The organism is Vreelandella sp. L-25 (genome assembly GCF_056857535.1).
In genome coordinates, this window is record NZ_JBSXNH010000092.1 from 82,778 (window position 1) to 98,790 (window position 16,013).

Below are 16,013 nucleotides of genomic sequence, written 5' to 3' on the forward strand. Positions count from 1 at the left end.
CCGCTGGCCGCCCGCATCTGTTACCATGCTGCGCTTGCGATCACTTCATCTCTGGTTTTGCTGCCACTGGAGCTGCCATGCCTCCCAGCGCGTCCTCTGCTGCCGCTTCTGACTCCCTTGCCGCTTACCCCTGGCTGCCTGATATCGGCCCCGTCGATGCCGCCGCCGCTGAGCGCACTCGTGCCTACCTCGATACCTTGACCAAGCCGCCCGGCAGCCTGGGCAGGCTCGAAGCGCTGGCGATTCAGCTCAGCGCCATCACGGGCAGCGCCCGCCCTCGGGTGGATAGCCCTGCCGTGGTGGTGTTTGCCGCCGACCATGGCGTGGCCGCTGAAGGCGTGTCGGCGTTTCCCCAGGAGGTGACCGCGCAGATGGTCGCCAACTTCGTTCAGCAGGGCGCGGCCATCAACGTGTTTGCCCGCCAGCTGGGCGCTCGGGTGGACGTGGTGGATGTCGGTGTGGCGTCGCCGCGACCGCTGCCGGGAGCCACCGATGCCCGCGTGCGTTCGGGCACGGCCAACATGCTGCACCACGACGCCATGCCGCTGGACGACGCGCGCCAGGCCATACAGGCCGGCATGGCAGCGGTCGAGCGGGCCGTACAGGCGGGGGCCAATGGGCTCATCGTGGGCGAAATGGGTATCGCCAACACCACCGCCAGCAGCGCCATGCTGGCGGCCTTGCTAGGGGTGCCTGCCGCCCAGGTGGTGGGGGCGGGCACCGGCATCGACAGCACCCAGCAGGCCCACAAGGCGGCGGTCATCGAGCGGGCGCTGGCCAATCGCCAGGCGAATCCTGACGACCCGCTGGAGGTGTTGTGCAAGCTGGGCGGCCTGGAAATCGCCGCCATGGCGGGTGCGTACCTGGCGGCGGCGGCCCACCGCCTGCCCGCGGTGGTGGATGGCTTCATTGCCACGGTAGCGGCCCTGACCGCCTGCCGCATGGCCCCGGCACTGCGCGACTACCTGGTGTTTGGCCACCGTTCGGCGGAGCCGGGCCACGCCCTGGCGCTGGAAGCCCTGGCGGCGCAGCCGCTGCTGGCCCTGGAAATGCGCCTGGGCGAGGGCAGTGGGGCGGCGCTGGCTTACCCGCTGCTACAGGCTGCTGTCGCCATGCTCAGTGACATGGCCACGTTCTCCCAGGCGGGGGTGAGTGGCAAGGCACCATGAGTCTCGACTTGCTGAGCCTGCCCGCTCTGGCCGGATGGGTCGCGCTGGCCATCGTCATCGATCTGATCGTGGGGGACCCGCGCGCGCTGCCCCACCCGGTGGTGATCCTCGGCAAGGCGATTAGCGCCCTGGAGCACCGCTGGAACAAAGGCAGCCCCCAGCGGCGGCGCCTGTTGGGCGGGTGCCTTACCCTGGTGGTGGTGCTGGGCACCTTGTCGGTGGCCTGGCTGGGGCTTGCGCTGTTGTCGTGGGTGCACCCCTGGCTGGGGCTGGCCGCCGAGCTGTGGCTGCTGGCCACGGCGCTGGCCATCAAGGGGCTGGCGGATGCCGGGCGGGCCATTGCCGCCCCGTTGCGGCAGGGCGATTTGCCCGGCGCGCGGCAGGCGCTGTCCAGAGTGGTGGGGCGTGATACCCAGGCTCTGGATGAAGCCGAGATTACCCGAGGCGCGGTGGAAACCGTGGCGGAAAACACCGTCGATGGCATTACCTCGCCGCTGCTGTTTGCGCTGCTGGGGGGCGCGCCGCTGGCGCTGGCCTACAAGGCCATCAATACGCTGGACTCCATGGTGGGCTACCGGAACGAGCGCTACGGCGACTTCGGCTACGCCTCGGCCAGGCTGGACGACCTGGCCAACTGGCTGCCTGCCCGGCTGACCGCCCTGTGCCTGTGGCTGGCGGGCGTGCTGTATGGGGTGTTTCACCGCTCACCTCTGCGCTGGCGGGGCGCTCTGGCGGCCACCTGGCGCGAAGCACCCCGCCATCCAAGCCCCAACGCGGGTTGGCCCGAGGCGATGGTGGCGAATTTGCTGGGCGTCCAGTTGGGCGGCACCAACGTCTACCAGGGGCAAGTATCACACCGGGCCACGCTGGGCACCGCCCATGATTTACTGAAAGCCAGCCACATCACTACCACGATTTGGCTGATGCACGGGGCTTGGCTGCTGTTCTTCCTGTTGATGTTCTTCCTGCTGCTCTTCCTGCAGCTGTGCCTCGTGATGGCTACGGGGGCCGGGTGATGCGCGACCAGCCCGGCAATCTGCCTCTCCATCATTGGCCAAGCCACGGTGGCCAGGCCGCCGCGCTGCTGCAGCGCTTTGGCCTGCCTGCCGACCACCCGCTGGAAGATATCAGCGCCAACCTGAACCCGCTGGGCCCGCCCGGCTGGGTAACCGGCTACCTGGCCCAGCGCCTGGCTGGGCTGGGCCGCTACCCCGAACCGGACTACCGCGCCGCCAGGCAGGCGATTGCCGAACACGCAGGCGTGGAGCCGGGGCAGGTACTGCTCACCAACGGCGGTGCGGAGGCCATCTTTCTGGCGGCGGCGCACCACGCTGGCCAGCAGGCGCTGATCGTCACTCCTACCTTTGGCGAGTATGCCCGGGCCTGCAACGCCCACGGTGTGCGCATCAGCGAGCTTGGCCTGTTGCCGGGCACCTTCGACCCGCCCGCGGCCGCGTTGCTGCAGGCGGCAGCCAGCGCTGATGTTGTGTTCGTCTGCCGCCCCAACAACCCCACCGGCACGCTGCTGCCCGTGGCGCTTATCGAGGCGCTGCTGGACGCCTTGAAACCGGGGGCCTCGCTGGTGGTGGATGAAGCCTTCATCGACCTGGCATTGGAGGCTGCACCGCTGACTCCGCTGCTCCAACGCTACCCGGCGTTGATCCTGCTGCGCTCCATGACCAAATTCTTTACCCTGCCGGGCCTGCGGCTGGGCTACGTGCTGGCCGATGAGGGGCGTATCGCTCAGCTTCAGGCGCAGCAACCGCCCTGGAGCGTCAATCATCTGGCTGCTGAACTGGTGCCGCCGCTGCTGGCGGATGAGGGCTTTGCCCGGCGTACCCACCAGTGGTTGGCCCGTGAGCAGCCACGCATGGGCGCTGCCCTGGCCGCGCTGGGGCTGGAGGTGGTGCCCAGCCACAGCTGCTTTCATCTGGTGCGGCCTGGGGCCGCCCAGCGGCAGCGGGGCATTTCCAGTATCGTGCTGCTTGAGCGCCTGCTTCACCAAGGTATGCTGGCGCGACATACCCATGGTTTTGCTGGCCTGAAGGGTGGTTGGCTAAGGCTGGCGCTACGTGATGGTGTGACCAATGATCGGTTGTCAAAGGTGCTGAATGATTGTCTTTGTTAGTGGAGGGGCTCGGTCGGGCAAGAGCCTGGTGGCGGAGCAGTGTGTTCAGCAGTACGCCGACGGCAAGACGTGTTACTACGTGGCCACCGCCGACATCTACGATAGCGAAATGGCCGAACGGGTAGGCCATCATCAGGCCCGCCGCGCCAACCACTGGGTCACCCTGGAAGCCCCGCTCAACATCGAACAGGCCGTGGCCCAGGTGCCCAACGGCCATGCCGCCCTGTTGGACTGCCTGACCCTCTGGGCCAGCCAGGTGATGTTCAATACTCAGGAGGACGCCGCACCGGTCAGCGAAACGGAAGCCTTTGCGCTGTTGGTGCGTGCGCTTCACGATGCCCGCCGCCGGGGGGTGACGCTGGTGGTGGTCTCCAACGATCTCAACGAAGCGCTCCTGCCTGCCTCGGCAGAGGTGTGGCGCTACGTGGAATTCCTGCAAGGGTTGCACCGCTGGCTGGCGGCCCAGGCCGACCGGGTGGTGGAGGTGGTGGCCGGGCAGTCCATCGAATGGAAGGCGGCTGGCGCACCATGAAACACGCTCTGTACGGCATGCTGCTGGCGCTGCAGTTTCTGACGCGTCTGCCGCTCCCCGTTGCCTGCCCCTGGACACCGGCCACCCGGCGCTGGGCCATTCGCGCCTACCCGCTGGTGGGCCTGATGGTGGGGGCGCTGCTGGCCTGTGTCGCCCTGCTGTTGGGCCAGTGGCAAACCCCATCGCCCATCGCGGCGCTGGTACTGCTTAGCCTGTGGGTGGCCATTTCCGGTGGCCTGCACTTGGATGGCGTGATGGACCTGGCCGATGCGCTGGGCAGCAACCAGCCGCTGGAACGGCGCTGGGAGATCATGAAAGACCCACAAATCGGCAGCTTCGGTATGTTAGCGCTGCTGTTTTTGCTGGCCTGGAAGGGCGTGCTGCTCTGGGCGCTGCTGCAGTATCACGCGCCGCTGTGGTGGCTGATGGTGGTGCCCGCGTTGGGGCGTTGGGCGGGAGTCGCGCTACTTGTACTGACCCCATGCGCCCACTCACGCGGCCTGGCCTGGAGCTGGCAGCAGTCGCTCAGCTGCCGCGATGTTGGGCTAGCGCTGGTGCCGTTGCTACCGCTGGCGTTGGTATGGCCCGCAATGGCGCTATGGCTGGTCGCAGTCGCGTGTTGGTTAGCGCTGACGCGTGCGGCGCTGCTGCGTCTATTTAACGGCATTAACGGCGATATGGTCGGTGCCACCATTGAAGGAGGAGAGCTTTGGCTACTGGTCTTAATGTGGAGTTGGTGGCAGTTCGTCACGGTATCACCGCCTGGAATTTAGAGCGCCGTTACCAGGGCCAGCGAGATATTCCGCTGCTGTTTCCCGATGCGGAGGAAGGGCTGCTAACGCTTCGGAAAGCCCTGATGGATGAACGCTTTGACGCGATTTATGCCAGTGACCTTGGCCGCTGCCAGCAAACGCTGGCGTGGTTACAAGCAGCAAAACCGGGTATACCCGTCTATGCCGAACCGCGCCTACGGGAGCTCGATTTTGGCGAGTACGAAGGCAAGGTTTACGATGAATTAAAAGAATTGCCGCACTATCGTGCCTGGATTGATAGCGCCGGAGAGCTGCAAATTCCCGGTGGAGAGTCTTCTGGCCAGCTGCGCGAACGCCTAGATGCTTGGCTCGACGATGTCGCGGCACACACTCAGCAGTATGGCTATCAAAAAGTGTTAGTGGTGACCCACGGCGGTGTGATTCGTGAGCTACGCCGCCGTTTTGAAACCCTCGATTTTTGGGAGGGAATTGTGCATCAGGCCCAAGGACGGCGCTGGCAGCTCGCGTATCAGGCAGGTGAGGATGGAAAAGGAGAATGGCAATGCAACTATTCATCGGCGGTGCCAGTGCAGGTAAGCGCGACGCTGTAAAACAACGCTTCCCCAGTGCGGTATGGTGGCGCTTAGCCCCTGGCCAGCGCCTTCATGAGGTCGCCCACGTCATGCTACCGAATACGCCGCTGGTGCTCCACGGCTTGTTTGAGTGGCTCACCGCCGCGCAGGATTCTGACTTCAGCAGCGACGAGTGGCGAGCCCAGTGGCGGGAAGATTTACAGCGCCTAAACCAAACCGCCGCAGAGGATAACGTCACGCTGGTGATTATTGCCAACGAACTGGGTCGTGGCCTGGTGCCCATCGCCCGAGACCAGCGCCGCCTGCGCGATTTAAACGGCTGGTTCACCCAGGATGCCGCCGCCCACGCTGAGCAGGTATGGTACGTTCGCCACGGCCTATTACAGGCGCTGAAAGGCTAGACGGTAAATTGACCAACCTCTAACAAGTTGCTAGTTTACGCGCACTCTCAGGTGCTGGTGGCACTAACGCCATCAATTAAACGGGAAGTTGGTGAACGTTTTTTGTGAATCCAACGCTGCCCCCGCAACGGTGATCGAGATAAGAACGGCTAGAGACGCCACTGTGCTTACGCATGGGAAGGTGGTCGTTCGGAAAGGTATGGCGCTTACGTTAAGCCGCCCCTTTCGCTCGTCAGCCCGGAGACCGGCCTAAGAGTGACGACTAAAAAAGCCAAAGATTACCGGCATGCGGAGGGCATGTGCAGGGCGAATACCAGAGGCGTTCAGCCGATGCTTTCCCTTGTGTGCCCCTGCCCGGTCACTAAAAACACGCTGTGCGGGTGAGCACAGTGAGCAAGGGACCCACCATGTTTAATCGTTTTTACCCCCCCGTCACTCTGGCGGCGTTCGCCATGGCTGCTTTGCCAATGGCCGTCCAGGCGCAGGCGCAAACCTCGACGAAAACGGCAGGCACTGTCAGCTCGCTTAATCCCGTCGTCGTTACGGCTGCACTGGCACCGCGCACCGCTAATGAAAGCCTCTCATCGGTCACGGTGATTGGTGAAGCAGCCTTGCGCCGCCAAGACCCCGTCAGTATTACCGACCTGCTGCGCGGCCAGCCGGGCGTGGACGTTTCCAGCAATGGCAGTTTCGGCAAGACTAGTAGTGCCTACCTGCGGGGTACCAGCAACGAGTCGACGCTACTGATGATCGACGGCATTCGCCTGCGCTCGGCGACGGCGGGCGGTGCAGCTTGGCAGTACCTCGATCCGCGCATGTTCCAGCGTGCCGAGATCGTGCGTGGCCCGCGCGGCAGTCTCTATGGTGCCGATGCAGTGGGCGGAGTGGTGCAGCTATTTACGCACGATGGCGAAGAGGGCGAACCGACTCCACGCCTCTCGTTTGGTGGTGGCTCCTTCGACACCCAGCGGTATAGTGCCGGACTTTCGGGCAGCAGTGGTGGCACCCGCTATAGCTTTGCCGGTAGCCGCTTCGATACCGGTGGCCAGCCGGTACGCCAGGGCGGCGAAGATATGGGCTATGACAATACCTCGGCGCTGGCACGCATGTCACATACCTTCGATAGCGGTGCGGAAGTCGGTTTTTTGGCGCTGAGGGCGCGTGGTACTACCGAGTATGACGTGAGTGGTAACTTGGCCACGACGGATTATGTGCAACAGGTGGCGGGCATTTATGGTGAGCTGCCGATCACTGATAACTGGCGCAGCCGGTTGACGCTTAGTGAAGCACGCGATGAGAGCGTCAACTATGCCTATGATTCTGTTCTTGATACGAAGACGCGCACGGCCCGTTGGGAGAATACGTTTAGTGCCGGTGTGCATGAGCTGATTATCGGCGCGGAGTATCTGAACGATAGCGTGGCCGGTAGTATTACCGGGGGTACGCCTTGGGATGGCCCTTATGATATCGAAGAACGCGACAACAAGGCGGTCTTCGGTCAGGCGTTGCTGGATTTCGCGCCATTCGCCGTGCAGGCCAGCCTGCGCTTCGACGATAACGAGGCATACGGTGACGAAGTGACCGGCAGCCTGGCGCTGGGTTATGACCTGGATGCCCATCACACGTTACGTACCAGCTACGGCACAGCCTTTAAGGCACCGACGTTTAATCAGCTCTACTGGCCGGGCTGGAGCAACCCTGATCTGGAAGCAGAAACCTCCGAAACCTTGGAGTTCGGGATGCGTGGTCAATATGCGCACTGGTTCTGGGATGCGGCGCTCTATCAGACCGAGATCGACAATCTGATTTCCTGGCAAATGGGCGGCACGACGACGAATATCCCCACCACGCGTATCCGCGGTGTCGAGCTGAGCGCTGGCGCTCAACTGGCTGACTGGACACTGGCCGCTGCGGCGACCTACACCGACCCTGAGAATCGTGAGACCGGCAAGCGCCTGCAGCGCCGTGCCACTCAGAGCCTGCGCTTTGATGTTGATCGTGAGCTGGGCGACTGGTCACTGGGCGGTTCCTGGGTGGTGCAGAACCATCGCTATGACGATGCCGACAACCAGGACCGCCTGGGCGGCTTCGGCCTGGTCAATCTGCGCGCCGGTTGGAGCTTTGCGCCAATGTGGTCAGTCCGTGCCACGTTGGAAAACGCATTGGATAAAGAGGTGGTCACTGCGCAAGGTTCAGAGTTTGATCCCGGAGCCGGGGCTTTCGTGCCTTTTGATTACCTCAACGCCGGCCGTGCGGCCTTCGTGAGTGTTCATTTTGGCCAGTAGCCAACGTGGGTTAATGCGCGGGGCCTTGGGCCTCGCGTTTTTGCTCATAACCATACCCGCCCAGGGGCACGACCACTCACGCTGCGTGGTAGATGCTCGTGACCGCGAAGTATGCCTGCACAACGCTGCACGGCGTATTGCCACGCTCTCCCCAGGGGCAACGGAGCTGACCTACGCCGCAGGCGCAGGAGATCAGGTGGTGGCCGTGGTGAGCTACAGCGATTACCCGCCGGAAGCAAAGGACGTGGCCTCGGTGGGCAGCCACACCCGAATCGATTTGGAAGCCCTGGTCGGGCTTGCCCCGGATTTAGTCATCGGCTGGGTAACAGGTAACCCCGCCGAGCAGATGGAAACCCTAGAAGCGCTGGGCATGCCGGTGTTCTACATCGAGCCGCGTAGCGTGGAAGACGTCGCCCACACCATTGAGCGACTGGCCCTTTTAGCGGGAACTGAACCAACTGGGCGGCAGGCGGCTAGCGAGTTTAGAGACGGCATGGCCGCGCTCACCGCCCGCTACAGGGAGCGCGACCCGGTACCCACGTTTTATCAGGTGTGGGACGAGCCGCTGATGAGCGTTAATAACGAACATCTGATTGGTCAGGTAGTAGAGCTTTGCGGCGGCGAGAACGTCTTTGGCGAGCTGGAACGGCTGGTGCCAAGACTGGATGACGAAGCCGTGCTGGCCGCCAACCCCGAGGCCATTATTGCTGGAGGCATGGGAGAGGAGAACCGCCACTGGCTCACCCACTGGGAACAGTACCCCAATTTAGCCGCCGTAACGGGCGATAACCTCTATTTTGTGCCACCTTCTTTAATTCAGCGGCCCACTCCGCGCCTGTTGGAAGGCGCACAAATTCTGTGTGAGAAACTTGAACAAACTCGCCAAAAGCGCGGGGCCTCTTAATGGTGGCGCGCCTGTGGCAACCCCTTGGCCTGCTGGCGTTGATCGCCGTGGCCGCCATGCTATTTTCTCTGGCGGTGGGTAGCGCGCAGCTTTCGGCAGCGCAGCTCTGGGCGGTGGTGCAGGGCCAGGGCGATGTGCTGGCGCGTACCATGGTGATCGAGCTTCGCCTGCCACGGGCGCTTTCTGCCTTTGCGGTGGGCGGATTGCTGGCGGTGGCCGGTGCCTTGATGCAGGTGCTGCTGCGTAACCCGCTGGCAGACCCCTACGTACTGGGGCTGTCTGGTGGGGCATCGATGGGGGCATTGGCGGCCATGTTGGCCGGGATGGGCGGTGTGCTTATTTCGGGTTCGGCATTTTTAGGCGCGCTGCTCTCTACGTTTTTAGTGTTTGGCCTAGCCCACGGCAGCGGCGGCTGGACGCCTGCCCGGCTGTTGCTGACGGGCGTGGTCGTGGCCGCGGGGTGGGGCGCAGTGATTACCCTGATGCTCGCGCTAAGCCCTGCCGAGCGGCTGCCGGGGATGCTCTACTGGCTGATGGGGGATTTATCCTACGCTCGCGCGCCGTGGCCGCCGCTGCTGCTATTAATCGCCACCTGTGTATTGCTGATACCCCTGGGGCGCAGCCTCAACGTACTGGCCCGTGGCCCCCAGCAGGCCGCCGCCCTGGGCGTGGATGTTCGCCCATTGGAGTGGGGAATTTACATTGCCGCCAGCCTCTTGACCGCCACCGCCGTGACCACCGCAGGCAGCATTGGGTTTGTGGGGCTAGTAGTGCCCCATATGCTGCGCCTGCTGCTCGGCAACGACCAGCGGCTGATTTTACCTGCCTGCGCCCTGGCAGGCGGCACGCTGCTGGTACTCGCCGATACCCTAGCGCGCACCATGATTGCCCCCGAGCAGCTCCCCGTAGGCGTGATTACCGCGCTGCTGGGTGTGCCCACCTTCCTCTTTTTGCTCTACCGGAGCCGCTGATGACCCGCTTGGCGACTCAAGACCTGATCATTAACGTGCCAGGGCGTAGCGAAGGCACGGCGCTGAACCTCACCATTGAACCGGGGCAGGTGTGGGGCGTGCTTGGCCCCAATGGCGCGGGTAAAACTACGCTGTTGCATACGCTGGCGGGGCTGAACGCCCCCCGTTCAGGGCAGGTGCTGATAGGAGACACGCCACTAAGCCAGCTGCGCAGGCGGCAAGTGGCCCAACGCCTAGGGCTGGTGTTTCAAGAGCGGCTAGACGGCTTTCCCGCCACGGTGCTGGAGACCGCGCTGATTGGCCGCCACCCGTACCTTTCCCTATGGCAGATGGAAGGTGCCGACGACTACGCCCGCGCCGAGGCCGCCCTGGAAGCGCTGGATGTGGCACATCTTCGCCACCGCTTGGTCAGCACGCTTTCCGGCGGTGAACGCCAGCGGGTGGCGATGGCGACGGTGCTTACCCAAGCGCCCAATATTTGGCTGGCGGACGAACCCACCAACCACCTGGATTTACACCACCAAAGCGCGGTGATGGCGCTGATGGCCGAACAGGCCGCCCAGGGCAGCGCGGTGATGATGTGCCTGCACGATCTCAACCTGGCCGCCCGCTGGTGCGACCACATTCTGCTGCTATACCCCAGCGGCGAAGCCTGCTGGGGCCCCCGGGACACCATGCTGGTGCCCAGCGCCCTAGAACGGCTCTACCAACAGCGGCTGGCTACGGTAGATGTGGATGGTGCGCCGGTGTTCGTGCCCATCCAGGCACCCCTTACCGACCATGAGTGATTTAAGGAAGAGACATGTTGCAAGGTAAAGCACACGCAGCGCTCATCAGCGCCCCCGGTTCGGGTCAGGGAAAATCCATGGTCACGGCGGCGCTGGCACGGCTGCACCGTAACGCCGGGCGCACCGTGCGGGTCTTCAAACACGGCCCCGATTACCTAGACCCCATGGTGCAAGAAGTCGCTTCCGGCCAGCCGGTGTATCAGCTTCACCCCTGGATGACCGGCGAGCACGAGTGCCGCTGGCGCTTAGCCAAAGCCGCCCAAGAAGTTGACGTGATTTTGGTGGAGGGCTCCATGGGGCTATTCGATGGCTCACCCTCCAGTGCGGACTTAGCCATCCTGGCGGGCATCCCCGCGCTGCCGGTGATTGATGCCTGGGGCATGGCGCAAACCTTTGGCGCGGTGGCACAAGGCCTGGCCAACTACCACCCGGATCTCACTATTCACGAAGTGATCGCCAACCGCATCGGCAGCCCCGGCCACAGCAAGCTGCTGAATGAGAGCATGCCGGAAGGCATTGCGCTGCTGGGCGCAATTCCCCGTCATGACGCGATGAAAATCCCCGACCGCCACTTGGGCCTGGTGCAAGCCAGCGAGCTGAGCGGCCTGGATGCCCAGCTAGACGCCGCCGCCAAGGTGTTAGAAGAAGCTGGGCTAGGTCGCCTGCCTAAAGAGGTATCGCTAAGTGCTGACGCCCCCACGCCTGCACCGGACTATTTGCGCGGCGTGCGTATCGCCATCGCCAAAGACGACGCCTTCGCATTTATCTACCGCGCCAATCTCGATGTATTAGAGGAGATGGGCGCGGCGCTGCACTTCTTCTCACCGCTCAACGATTCTACACTGCCAGAATGCGACGCCCTCTGGCTGCCCGGTGGCTACCCGGAACTTCACGCCGCCCGCTTTAGTGCTAATCAACCGATGCGAGAGGCGATCAGCGCCCACCACCGCGCAGGCAAACCGATACTCGCCGAGTGCGGCGGGCTAATGAGCTGCGTCGAGCAGCTGGTCGACGGTGAAGGCACAGGCCACACGATGATGGGGCTGCTGCCCGGCACCGCCAAAATGGCCGGTAAGCTGACAGCGCTAGGCCTACAAAGCCTACACAGCCAACGCGGCGAACTGCGCGGCCACACCTACCATCACTCGCTGCTGGACACCTCCATGCAACCGCTGGCCCGCACCCGCAAATTGGCTGGTAGCGAAGCCGAACCCATCTACCGTGAGGGCGCGCTGATCGCCAGCTATTTCCACGGCTACTTTCCCTCCGCGCCTAAATTGGTGGCGGATATTTTCACCGGCCAACCAATTCACCTAGCGGAGTAACGGGCAGGGGAGCGCGCAGCTATTAGCCCAAAAATATGGAAGGTTTTTCCATAAAGCAGTAGTGGGCTATCATAGAGCGGCGAGACACTCCCCAACCCTAAAGGAGCTACTATGAGCTTTTACGTCTACCTTTCCGGCGAGATTCACACTGACTGGCGCGAAGAGATCCAGCGCGGCGCAGAAGCCGCAGGCCTGGACGTGGTCTTCACCGCCCCGGTGACCGACCACGACGCCTCTGATGCCGCTGGCGACCACCTGGGCAAACCGGAGAACGGGTTCTGGCGTGACCACCAGTCCTCCAAAGTGAACGCCATCCGCACCCGCACCCTGATCGAACAAGCCGATCTGGTGGTGGTGCGCTTTGGCGACAAGTACAAACAGTGGAACGCCGCCTTCGATGCAGGCTACTGCGCAGCCCTGGCCAAGCCCTACATCACGCTGCACAGCGAAGAGATCGTTCACCCGCTGAAAGAAGTCGACGCCCAGGCCCAAGCCTGGTGCACCACCACCGATCAGGTCGTGGAAACCCTGCGCTACGTATTGAAAGCGTAAAGGTAAAACACCCCAAGGAGCCCCCATGCGCGAAAATGCCAAAACCCCGGAACGCCATGCTCAGCGCATGGCGGCCAAGCAAAAAATCATGAACGAGCGCATTGCCCGCGCCGATAAAGAGCAGGGCATCTTGCTGGTGCTCACCGGCCCCGGCAAAGGCAAAAGCAGCTCCGGTTTTGGCATGCTCGCCCGCGCCCTGGGCCACGGCATGAAAGTAGGCGTGGTGCAGTTCATCAAGGGCGCGTTCAGCACCGGCGAAGAAGCCTTCTTCCGCAACCTGCCCAACGTGGACTACCACGTCATGGGCGAAGGCTACACTTGGGACACCCAGGACCGCGAACGCGACGTCGCCGCCGCCAACGCCGCCTGGGAACAAGCCAAGCGCATGCTCCAAGACGACCGCTACCACATGGTACTGCTCGACGAACTCAACATCGCCCTGCGCTACGAATACCTCGACCTAGACCAGATCCTCGACGACCTACAAGCCCGCCCCGACATGCAACACGCCATCGTCACCGGCCGCTACGCCCCCCAACAACTCATCGACCTCGCCGACACCGTCACCGAAATGAAAGTCGTCAAACACGCCTTCAAAGACCAAGGCATCAAAGCCCAAAAAGGCATCGAGCTTTGAAGTGAGGCGAAAAGTGGAAGGGGAGAGGGGTGACAGGTTAGTGCGAGACGTTGCGAACTGAGCCCCAACCACCCGCCGCGGACACCGGCACGAAGCCCCCATTGTGGGAGGGAGCTTCAGCTCGCGACGATCAAGCCACCAAACCTCACCCCACCCACCCTTGTGGCAGGAAGCTTTAGCTCGCGACAATCAAGCCACCAAACCTCACCCCACCCGCAGCGGCGGCCCGGCGCGAAGGCGGCCCCAGCCGCCCCGGCCCCGCCACATCCCCTCACTCACACTCCTCAAACCACTCCATCCTTTGACCCAACGCAATTTTTCCAAAAATCTACGTGACCAAAGCCAAATTCATCAATAGAGTATGATTAAACCGTAAAAAGCAGCAGGCACGCGAATTTTGTTTATGCTGCCATGAGTCAGACATAGTCTATTAGAAACAGTGGTTTATGCCTGTTTGAGTGGCGATATAACATCAATAATCATGCTGGCGCGTTCAAAAGTGTTATGTGGAAGGGCGTATAATCACTGTTATGTTTCTCTCAGAGCCGGCTCAAGTCCAAGATGATCAACAAAGGGGATAAAGTCACGATCCAGGAACAACAGGGGTAGCTCCTTCTCTATGCAAAATGTCGCGATGATCACATCGGCAGTCTTTCTGATCGTGATGCCCTTTTTACGAAGCGCTCGATAATTGTCGGCACATTTGGCTGCCATATCTTTGCCAAACATTTCATATTGATCTAGCGCCATCAGGCTTTGTTTGGTCTGACGATACTGTTTGTCGTTGCGGATGCCTTGGAGGATTTCCAGAAATATGAGGTCCCCGATAGCGACAGATCCTTGGACTATCGAGGCATCCAACAGGTCAGTATGTGGGTTAGTGACTCCGTTGAAATAGTCGATCCAGACGCTGGTGTCCACCAGTATCATCCGGCGCTCCGCATTTCATTCAGGTCGCCTTCCCACTTGACCTTGCCGCGCAGTTTTCGAATTTCCTGCTGCTTGCTCAACTGGACCAGAAGTTTCAGGCCTTGCTCAACGGCTTCTTTTTTGGTTTCGTAGCCAGAGGCTTTGAGGGCTTCGGCCATCAACTGGTCGTCAATGACAATGTTTGTTCTCATGGTGCACCTATGTGTATGGTTTGCAGTTTCTATACACAGTCTAGCACTTCGGGGAAAACATAACAATCGGCTGCACAGCGACCGATTTTCCGCCGCTTCGCGGCTCCAAACCGACGCGTGAGCCGGGCGTTAAGGAAACACTGCACAAATCCCGCCGTAGCTGCCGGATCGACACCGGCGGGGTAGAATCTGATCATCCCACCACCGTCTGACAGAGCCGTCCTATGAAGCAGATCTCGTTCGCCCAGGCAGAGCACCAGAACAAGAAGAAGGTCACCCGCCGCGAGCGGTTTCTGGCCCAGATGGAGTCGCTAGTGCCTTGGCAACGGTTGATCGATGCGTTGTCGCCATCCTACTTCCCAAACGCGGCGGGCAAGCGGGGCCGGCCGCCCATCGGCCTTGAGCGCATGCTGCGGATCTACTTCCTGCAACAGTGGTATGCGCTTGCTGACGAGGCGCTCGAAGATGCCATCTACGACAGCCAGGCGATGCGCGACTTCGTGGGGATCGACCTGGCCATCGAGAGCGTGCCGGATGCGACCACACTACTGCGCTTCCGCCATCTGCTGGAAAAGCATGCCCTGACGCAGCGGATCTTCGAGGAGATCAATGCTCACCTGGCCGAGAAGGGGCTGTTTATGCGTGAGGGCACCATTGTCGACGCCACCATCGTCGCGGCCGCGCCCTCCACCAAGAACAAGGCCAAGCAGCGCGACCCCGAGATGAAACAGACCCGCAAGTGCAACCAATGGTACTTCGGCATGAAGGCTCACATTGGCGTCGACGCGGTGACCGGGCTGACGCATACCGTGGTTGCCACCTCGGCTAACGTGGCAGATGTCACTATGGCAGACCACTTGGTGCGGGATGATGACAAGCGAGTCCACGCTGATGCCGGCTACATCGGTATGGGCAAGCGCCTGGGTGAAGAGAAGGACGCGGAGGATTCCCGTTGCTGTATCGCGGCCAAACGGGGCGGCATCAAGAAGATGGAAGAGAGCCCGATGAAAGAACTGCTGCTGAAGATCGAGAGAACCAAGGCCAGCATCCGCGCCAAGGTTGAGCATCCGTTCCACGTCATCAAGAACCTCTTCGGCTACCGCAAGGTGCGCTACAAGGGGCTGGCCAAGAACCAGGCGCAGCTATTCAGCCTGTTCGGGCTGGCCAACCTGGTGCTGGCGACGAGATGTGAAGGACGAGTTGACGGGGCCAGTGCGCCTTGAATCTGCCCTGCCAGCCGAATAATCCGGCTGGCAGGGGAAATAGGCCATCTTTACTGGTCAGAAAGCGACCGCTGATGCGGTGAAAGTACCATTCTGAGCGCTTCAGCCGCTTAGAACCGAATTGATCAGCGGTTCCTTAAAGGCCTTGCTCCGGTGTTCTTTGGTTTGGTGTTTTACCGCCGCTTGGCAGGTTGCCGGCAGGCAGAAAACAGCCCTAAGTTTGGCAACGGCTTCGGCGCGTAATTTGGAGTTCAGGTCGCGGGGCAATCCGGCGTAATCGTCGGGTAATTTCCGCTCATTCGGTGGCCTGGTTCCTGGCGCAATGGGTCAAGATGGCACACAGTATCGGGAGTTGGCATTCAGCATTGGGTGCCCAATAAAAACCAAGGGTGAACAGGCCCTTAACAAGTCGCAGCAGTACGCGGCCGATGGCCGCCGGACGCCCTTTCCATGGCTCCTTCGTCGCCATTCCAAGGTCGCCGCTGTGCTCAGCGTTAACCCTTGTGACCAGCATCTTGCAAAACTCCGTCAATGACGTATATTGACTGTCATGTTTACCATCATCGAAACCCCTACATTTGAAGCAGATGCCAGAAAAATCTGGACTGAGGAAGAGCGAAGCGCTTTCTTTG

General features: G+C 61.8%; 18 protein-coding genes and 1 riboswitch. Of the genes, 15 read left to right on the forward strand and 3 right to left on the reverse strand.

Translation table 11 applies throughout. The features are described 5' to 3' along the window. Positions 1 to 77: 77 nt before the first annotated feature. The 14 genes from cobT (at position 78) to cobO (ending at position 13,037) form a co-directional block, all read left to right on the forward strand. Positions 78 to 1,169: a nicotinate-nucleotide--dimethylbenzimidazole phosphoribosyltransferase gene (gene cobT / locus AC13CN_RS17120; RefSeq protein WP_483053283.1), complete on the forward strand. Its 1,092-nt coding sequence runs from the start codon at positions 78 to 80 to the stop codon at positions 1,167 to 1,169. Next, positions 1,166 to 2,185 carry an adenosylcobinamide-phosphate synthase CbiB gene (gene cbiB, locus AC13CN_RS17125; protein WP_483053284.1) on the forward strand — a complete coding sequence of 340 codons (1,020 nt, stop codon included), beginning with the start codon at positions 1,166 to 1,168 and terminating at the stop codon, positions 2,183 to 2,185. The genes cobT and cbiB overlap by 4 nt, the downstream gene beginning before the upstream one ends. Next, positions 2,185 to 3,297, forward strand: a complete 1,113-nt coding sequence (gene cobD / locus AC13CN_RS17130) for a threonine-phosphate decarboxylase CobD (RefSeq protein ID WP_044629359.1) — start codon at positions 2,185 to 2,187, stop codon at positions 3,295 to 3,297. Before cbiB ends, cobD begins: the two co-directional genes overlap by 1 nt. Continuing rightward, positions 3,281 to 3,829 carry a bifunctional adenosylcobinamide kinase/adenosylcobinamide-phosphate guanylyltransferase gene (locus tag AC13CN_RS17135; RefSeq protein ID WP_044629358.1) on the forward strand — a complete coding sequence of 183 codons (549 nt, stop codon included), beginning with the start codon at positions 3,281 to 3,283 and terminating at the stop codon, positions 3,827 to 3,829. The genes cobD and AC13CN_RS17135 overlap by 17 nt, the downstream gene beginning before the upstream one ends. After that, a complete protein-coding gene (gene cobS / locus AC13CN_RS17140) occupies positions 3,826 to 4,602 on the forward strand; it encodes an adenosylcobinamide-GDP ribazoletransferase (RefSeq protein ID WP_054641779.1) in 777 nt (258 codons plus the stop codon). Before AC13CN_RS17135 ends, cobS begins: the two co-directional genes overlap by 4 nt. After that, complete coding sequence (locus tag AC13CN_RS17145) at positions 4,557 to 5,192, forward strand: histidine phosphatase family protein (RefSeq protein WP_228219272.1); 636 nt, start codon at positions 4,557 to 4,559, stop codon at positions 5,190 to 5,192. The genes cobS and AC13CN_RS17145 overlap by 46 nt, the downstream gene beginning before the upstream one ends. Then, positions 5,144 to 5,575: a bifunctional adenosylcobinamide kinase/adenosylcobinamide-phosphate guanylyltransferase gene (locus AC13CN_RS17150; protein WP_058578360.1), complete on the forward strand. Its 432-nt coding sequence runs from the start codon at positions 5,144 to 5,146 to the stop codon at positions 5,573 to 5,575. The genes AC13CN_RS17145 and AC13CN_RS17150 overlap by 49 nt, the downstream gene beginning before the upstream one ends. 32 nt (positions 5,576 to 5,607) lie before the next feature. Continuing rightward, a riboswitch (cobalamin riboswitch) is annotated at positions 5,608 to 5,842 on the forward strand. 140 nt (positions 5,843 to 5,982) lie between these two features. Continuing rightward, positions 5,983 to 7,860 (forward strand): TonB-dependent receptor domain-containing protein, encoded by a 1,878-nt coding sequence (locus tag AC13CN_RS17155; protein WP_253557434.1) that lies wholly within the window; start codon positions 5,983 to 5,985, stop codon positions 7,858 to 7,860. 13 nt (positions 7,861 to 7,873) lie between these two features. Beyond that, positions 7,874 to 8,764 carry a cobalamin-binding protein gene (locus AC13CN_RS17160; protein ID WP_253557442.1) on the forward strand — a complete coding sequence of 297 codons (891 nt, stop codon included), beginning with the start codon at positions 7,874 to 7,876 and terminating at the stop codon, positions 8,762 to 8,764. After that, on the forward strand, positions 8,764 to 9,735 hold the full coding sequence (locus tag AC13CN_RS17165) for a FecCD family ABC transporter permease (protein WP_082051443.1): 972 nt from the start codon (positions 8,764 to 8,766) through the stop codon (positions 9,733 to 9,735). Before AC13CN_RS17160 ends, AC13CN_RS17165 begins: the two co-directional genes overlap by 1 nt. Then, positions 9,735 to 10,523 (forward strand): ABC transporter ATP-binding protein, encoded by a 789-nt coding sequence (locus AC13CN_RS17170; protein WP_044629353.1) that lies wholly within the window; start codon positions 9,735 to 9,737, stop codon positions 10,521 to 10,523. Before AC13CN_RS17165 ends, AC13CN_RS17170 begins: the two co-directional genes overlap by 1 nt. A gap of 14 nt (positions 10,524 to 10,537) precedes the next feature. Further along, on the forward strand, positions 10,538 to 11,848 hold the full coding sequence (locus tag AC13CN_RS17175; protein ID WP_062360326.1) for a cobyrinic acid a,c-diamide synthase CobB: 1,311 nt from the start codon (positions 10,538 to 10,540) through the stop codon (positions 11,846 to 11,848). Between the two features lie 111 nt (positions 11,849 to 11,959). Next, positions 11,960 to 12,400: a YtoQ family protein gene (locus AC13CN_RS17180; RefSeq protein ID WP_044629351.1), complete on the forward strand. Its 441-nt coding sequence runs from the start codon at positions 11,960 to 11,962 to the stop codon at positions 12,398 to 12,400. A 25-nt stretch (positions 12,401 to 12,425) separates the two neighbouring features. Continuing rightward, positions 12,426 to 13,037, forward strand: coding sequence for a cob(I)yrinic acid a,c-diamide adenosyltransferase (gene cobO / locus AC13CN_RS17185; protein WP_054645396.1), 612 nt, complete (start codon positions 12,426 to 12,428; stop codon positions 13,035 to 13,037). A 528-nt stretch (positions 13,038 to 13,565) separates the two neighbouring features. Here cobO and vapC read toward each other — a convergent pair. Beyond that, on the reverse strand, positions 13,566 to 13,967 hold the full coding sequence (vapC, locus tag AC13CN_RS17190; RefSeq protein WP_054641852.1) for a type II toxin-antitoxin system VapC family toxin: 402 nt from the start codon (positions 13,965 to 13,967) through the stop codon (positions 13,566 to 13,568). Beyond that, the gene (locus AC13CN_RS17195) at positions 13,964 to 14,158 is read right to left on the reverse strand and encodes a type II toxin-antitoxin system VapB family antitoxin (RefSeq protein ID WP_022990190.1); all 195 of its coding nucleotides are present in this window, start codon (positions 14,156 to 14,158) and stop codon (positions 13,964 to 13,966) included. Before AC13CN_RS17195 ends, vapC begins: the two co-directional genes overlap by 4 nt. Before the next feature lie 224 nt (positions 14,159 to 14,382). Here AC13CN_RS17195 and AC13CN_RS17200 point away from each other — a divergent pair, with 224 nt between their 5' ends. After that, positions 14,383 to 15,381, forward strand: a complete 999-nt coding sequence (locus AC13CN_RS17200; RefSeq protein WP_054645409.1) for an IS5 family transposase — start codon at positions 14,383 to 14,385, stop codon at positions 15,379 to 15,381. Positions 15,382 to 15,676: 295 nt separating this feature from the next. Here the strand turns inward: AC13CN_RS17200 and AC13CN_RS17205 are convergent. Further along, positions 15,677 to 16,013, reverse strand: a 337-nt coding sequence (locus tag AC13CN_RS17205; RefSeq protein ID WP_483053285.1) for a hypothetical protein, incomplete at its 5' end; no start/stop codon positions are given.

Coding starts and splice junctions, on each gene's coding strand:
- cobT (WP_483053283.1), top strand. CDS start 78: ATGCCTCCCAGCGCGTCCTCTGCTGCCGCTTCTGACTCCCTTGCCGCT.
- cbiB (WP_483053284.1), top strand. CDS start 1,166: ATGAGTCTCGACTTGCTGAGCCTGCCCGCTCTGGCCGGATGGGTCGCG.
- cobD (WP_044629359.1), top strand. CDS start 2,185: ATGCGCGACCAGCCCGGCAATCTGCCTCTCCATCATTGGCCAAGCCAC.
- AC13CN_RS17135 (WP_044629358.1), top strand. CDS start 3,281: ATGATTGTCTTTGTTAGTGGAGGGGCTCGGTCGGGCAAGAGCCTGGTG.
- cobS (WP_054641779.1), top strand. CDS start 3,826: ATGAAACACGCTCTGTACGGCATGCTGCTGGCGCTGCAGTTTCTGACG.
- AC13CN_RS17150 (WP_058578360.1), top strand. CDS start 5,144: ATGCAACTATTCATCGGCGGTGCCAGTGCAGGTAAGCGCGACGCTGTA.
- AC13CN_RS17155 (WP_253557434.1), top strand. CDS start 5,983: ATGTTTAATCGTTTTTACCCCCCCGTCACTCTGGCGGCGTTCGCCATG.
- AC13CN_RS17160 (WP_253557442.1), top strand. CDS start 7,874: ATGCGCGGGGCCTTGGGCCTCGCGTTTTTGCTCATAACCATACCCGCC.
- AC13CN_RS17165 (WP_082051443.1), top strand. CDS start 8,764: ATGGTGGCGCGCCTGTGGCAACCCCTTGGCCTGCTGGCGTTGATCGCC.
- AC13CN_RS17170 (WP_044629353.1), top strand. CDS start 9,735: ATGACCCGCTTGGCGACTCAAGACCTGATCATTAACGTGCCAGGGCGT.
- AC13CN_RS17175 (WP_062360326.1), top strand. CDS start 10,538: ATGTTGCAAGGTAAAGCACACGCAGCGCTCATCAGCGCCCCCGGTTCG.
- AC13CN_RS17180 (WP_044629351.1), top strand. CDS start 11,960: ATGAGCTTTTACGTCTACCTTTCCGGCGAGATTCACACTGACTGGCGC.
- cobO (WP_054645396.1), top strand. CDS start 12,426: ATGCGCGAAAATGCCAAAACCCCGGAACGCCATGCTCAGCGCATGGCG.
- vapC (WP_054641852.1), bottom strand. CDS start 13,967: ATGATACTGGTGGACACCAGCGTCTGGATCGACTATTTCAACGGAGTC.
- AC13CN_RS17195 (WP_022990190.1), bottom strand. CDS start 14,158: ATGAGAACAAACATTGTCATTGACGACCAGTTGATGGCCGAAGCCCTC.
- AC13CN_RS17200 (WP_054645409.1), top strand. CDS start 14,383: ATGAAGCAGATCTCGTTCGCCCAGGCAGAGCACCAGAACAAGAAGAAG.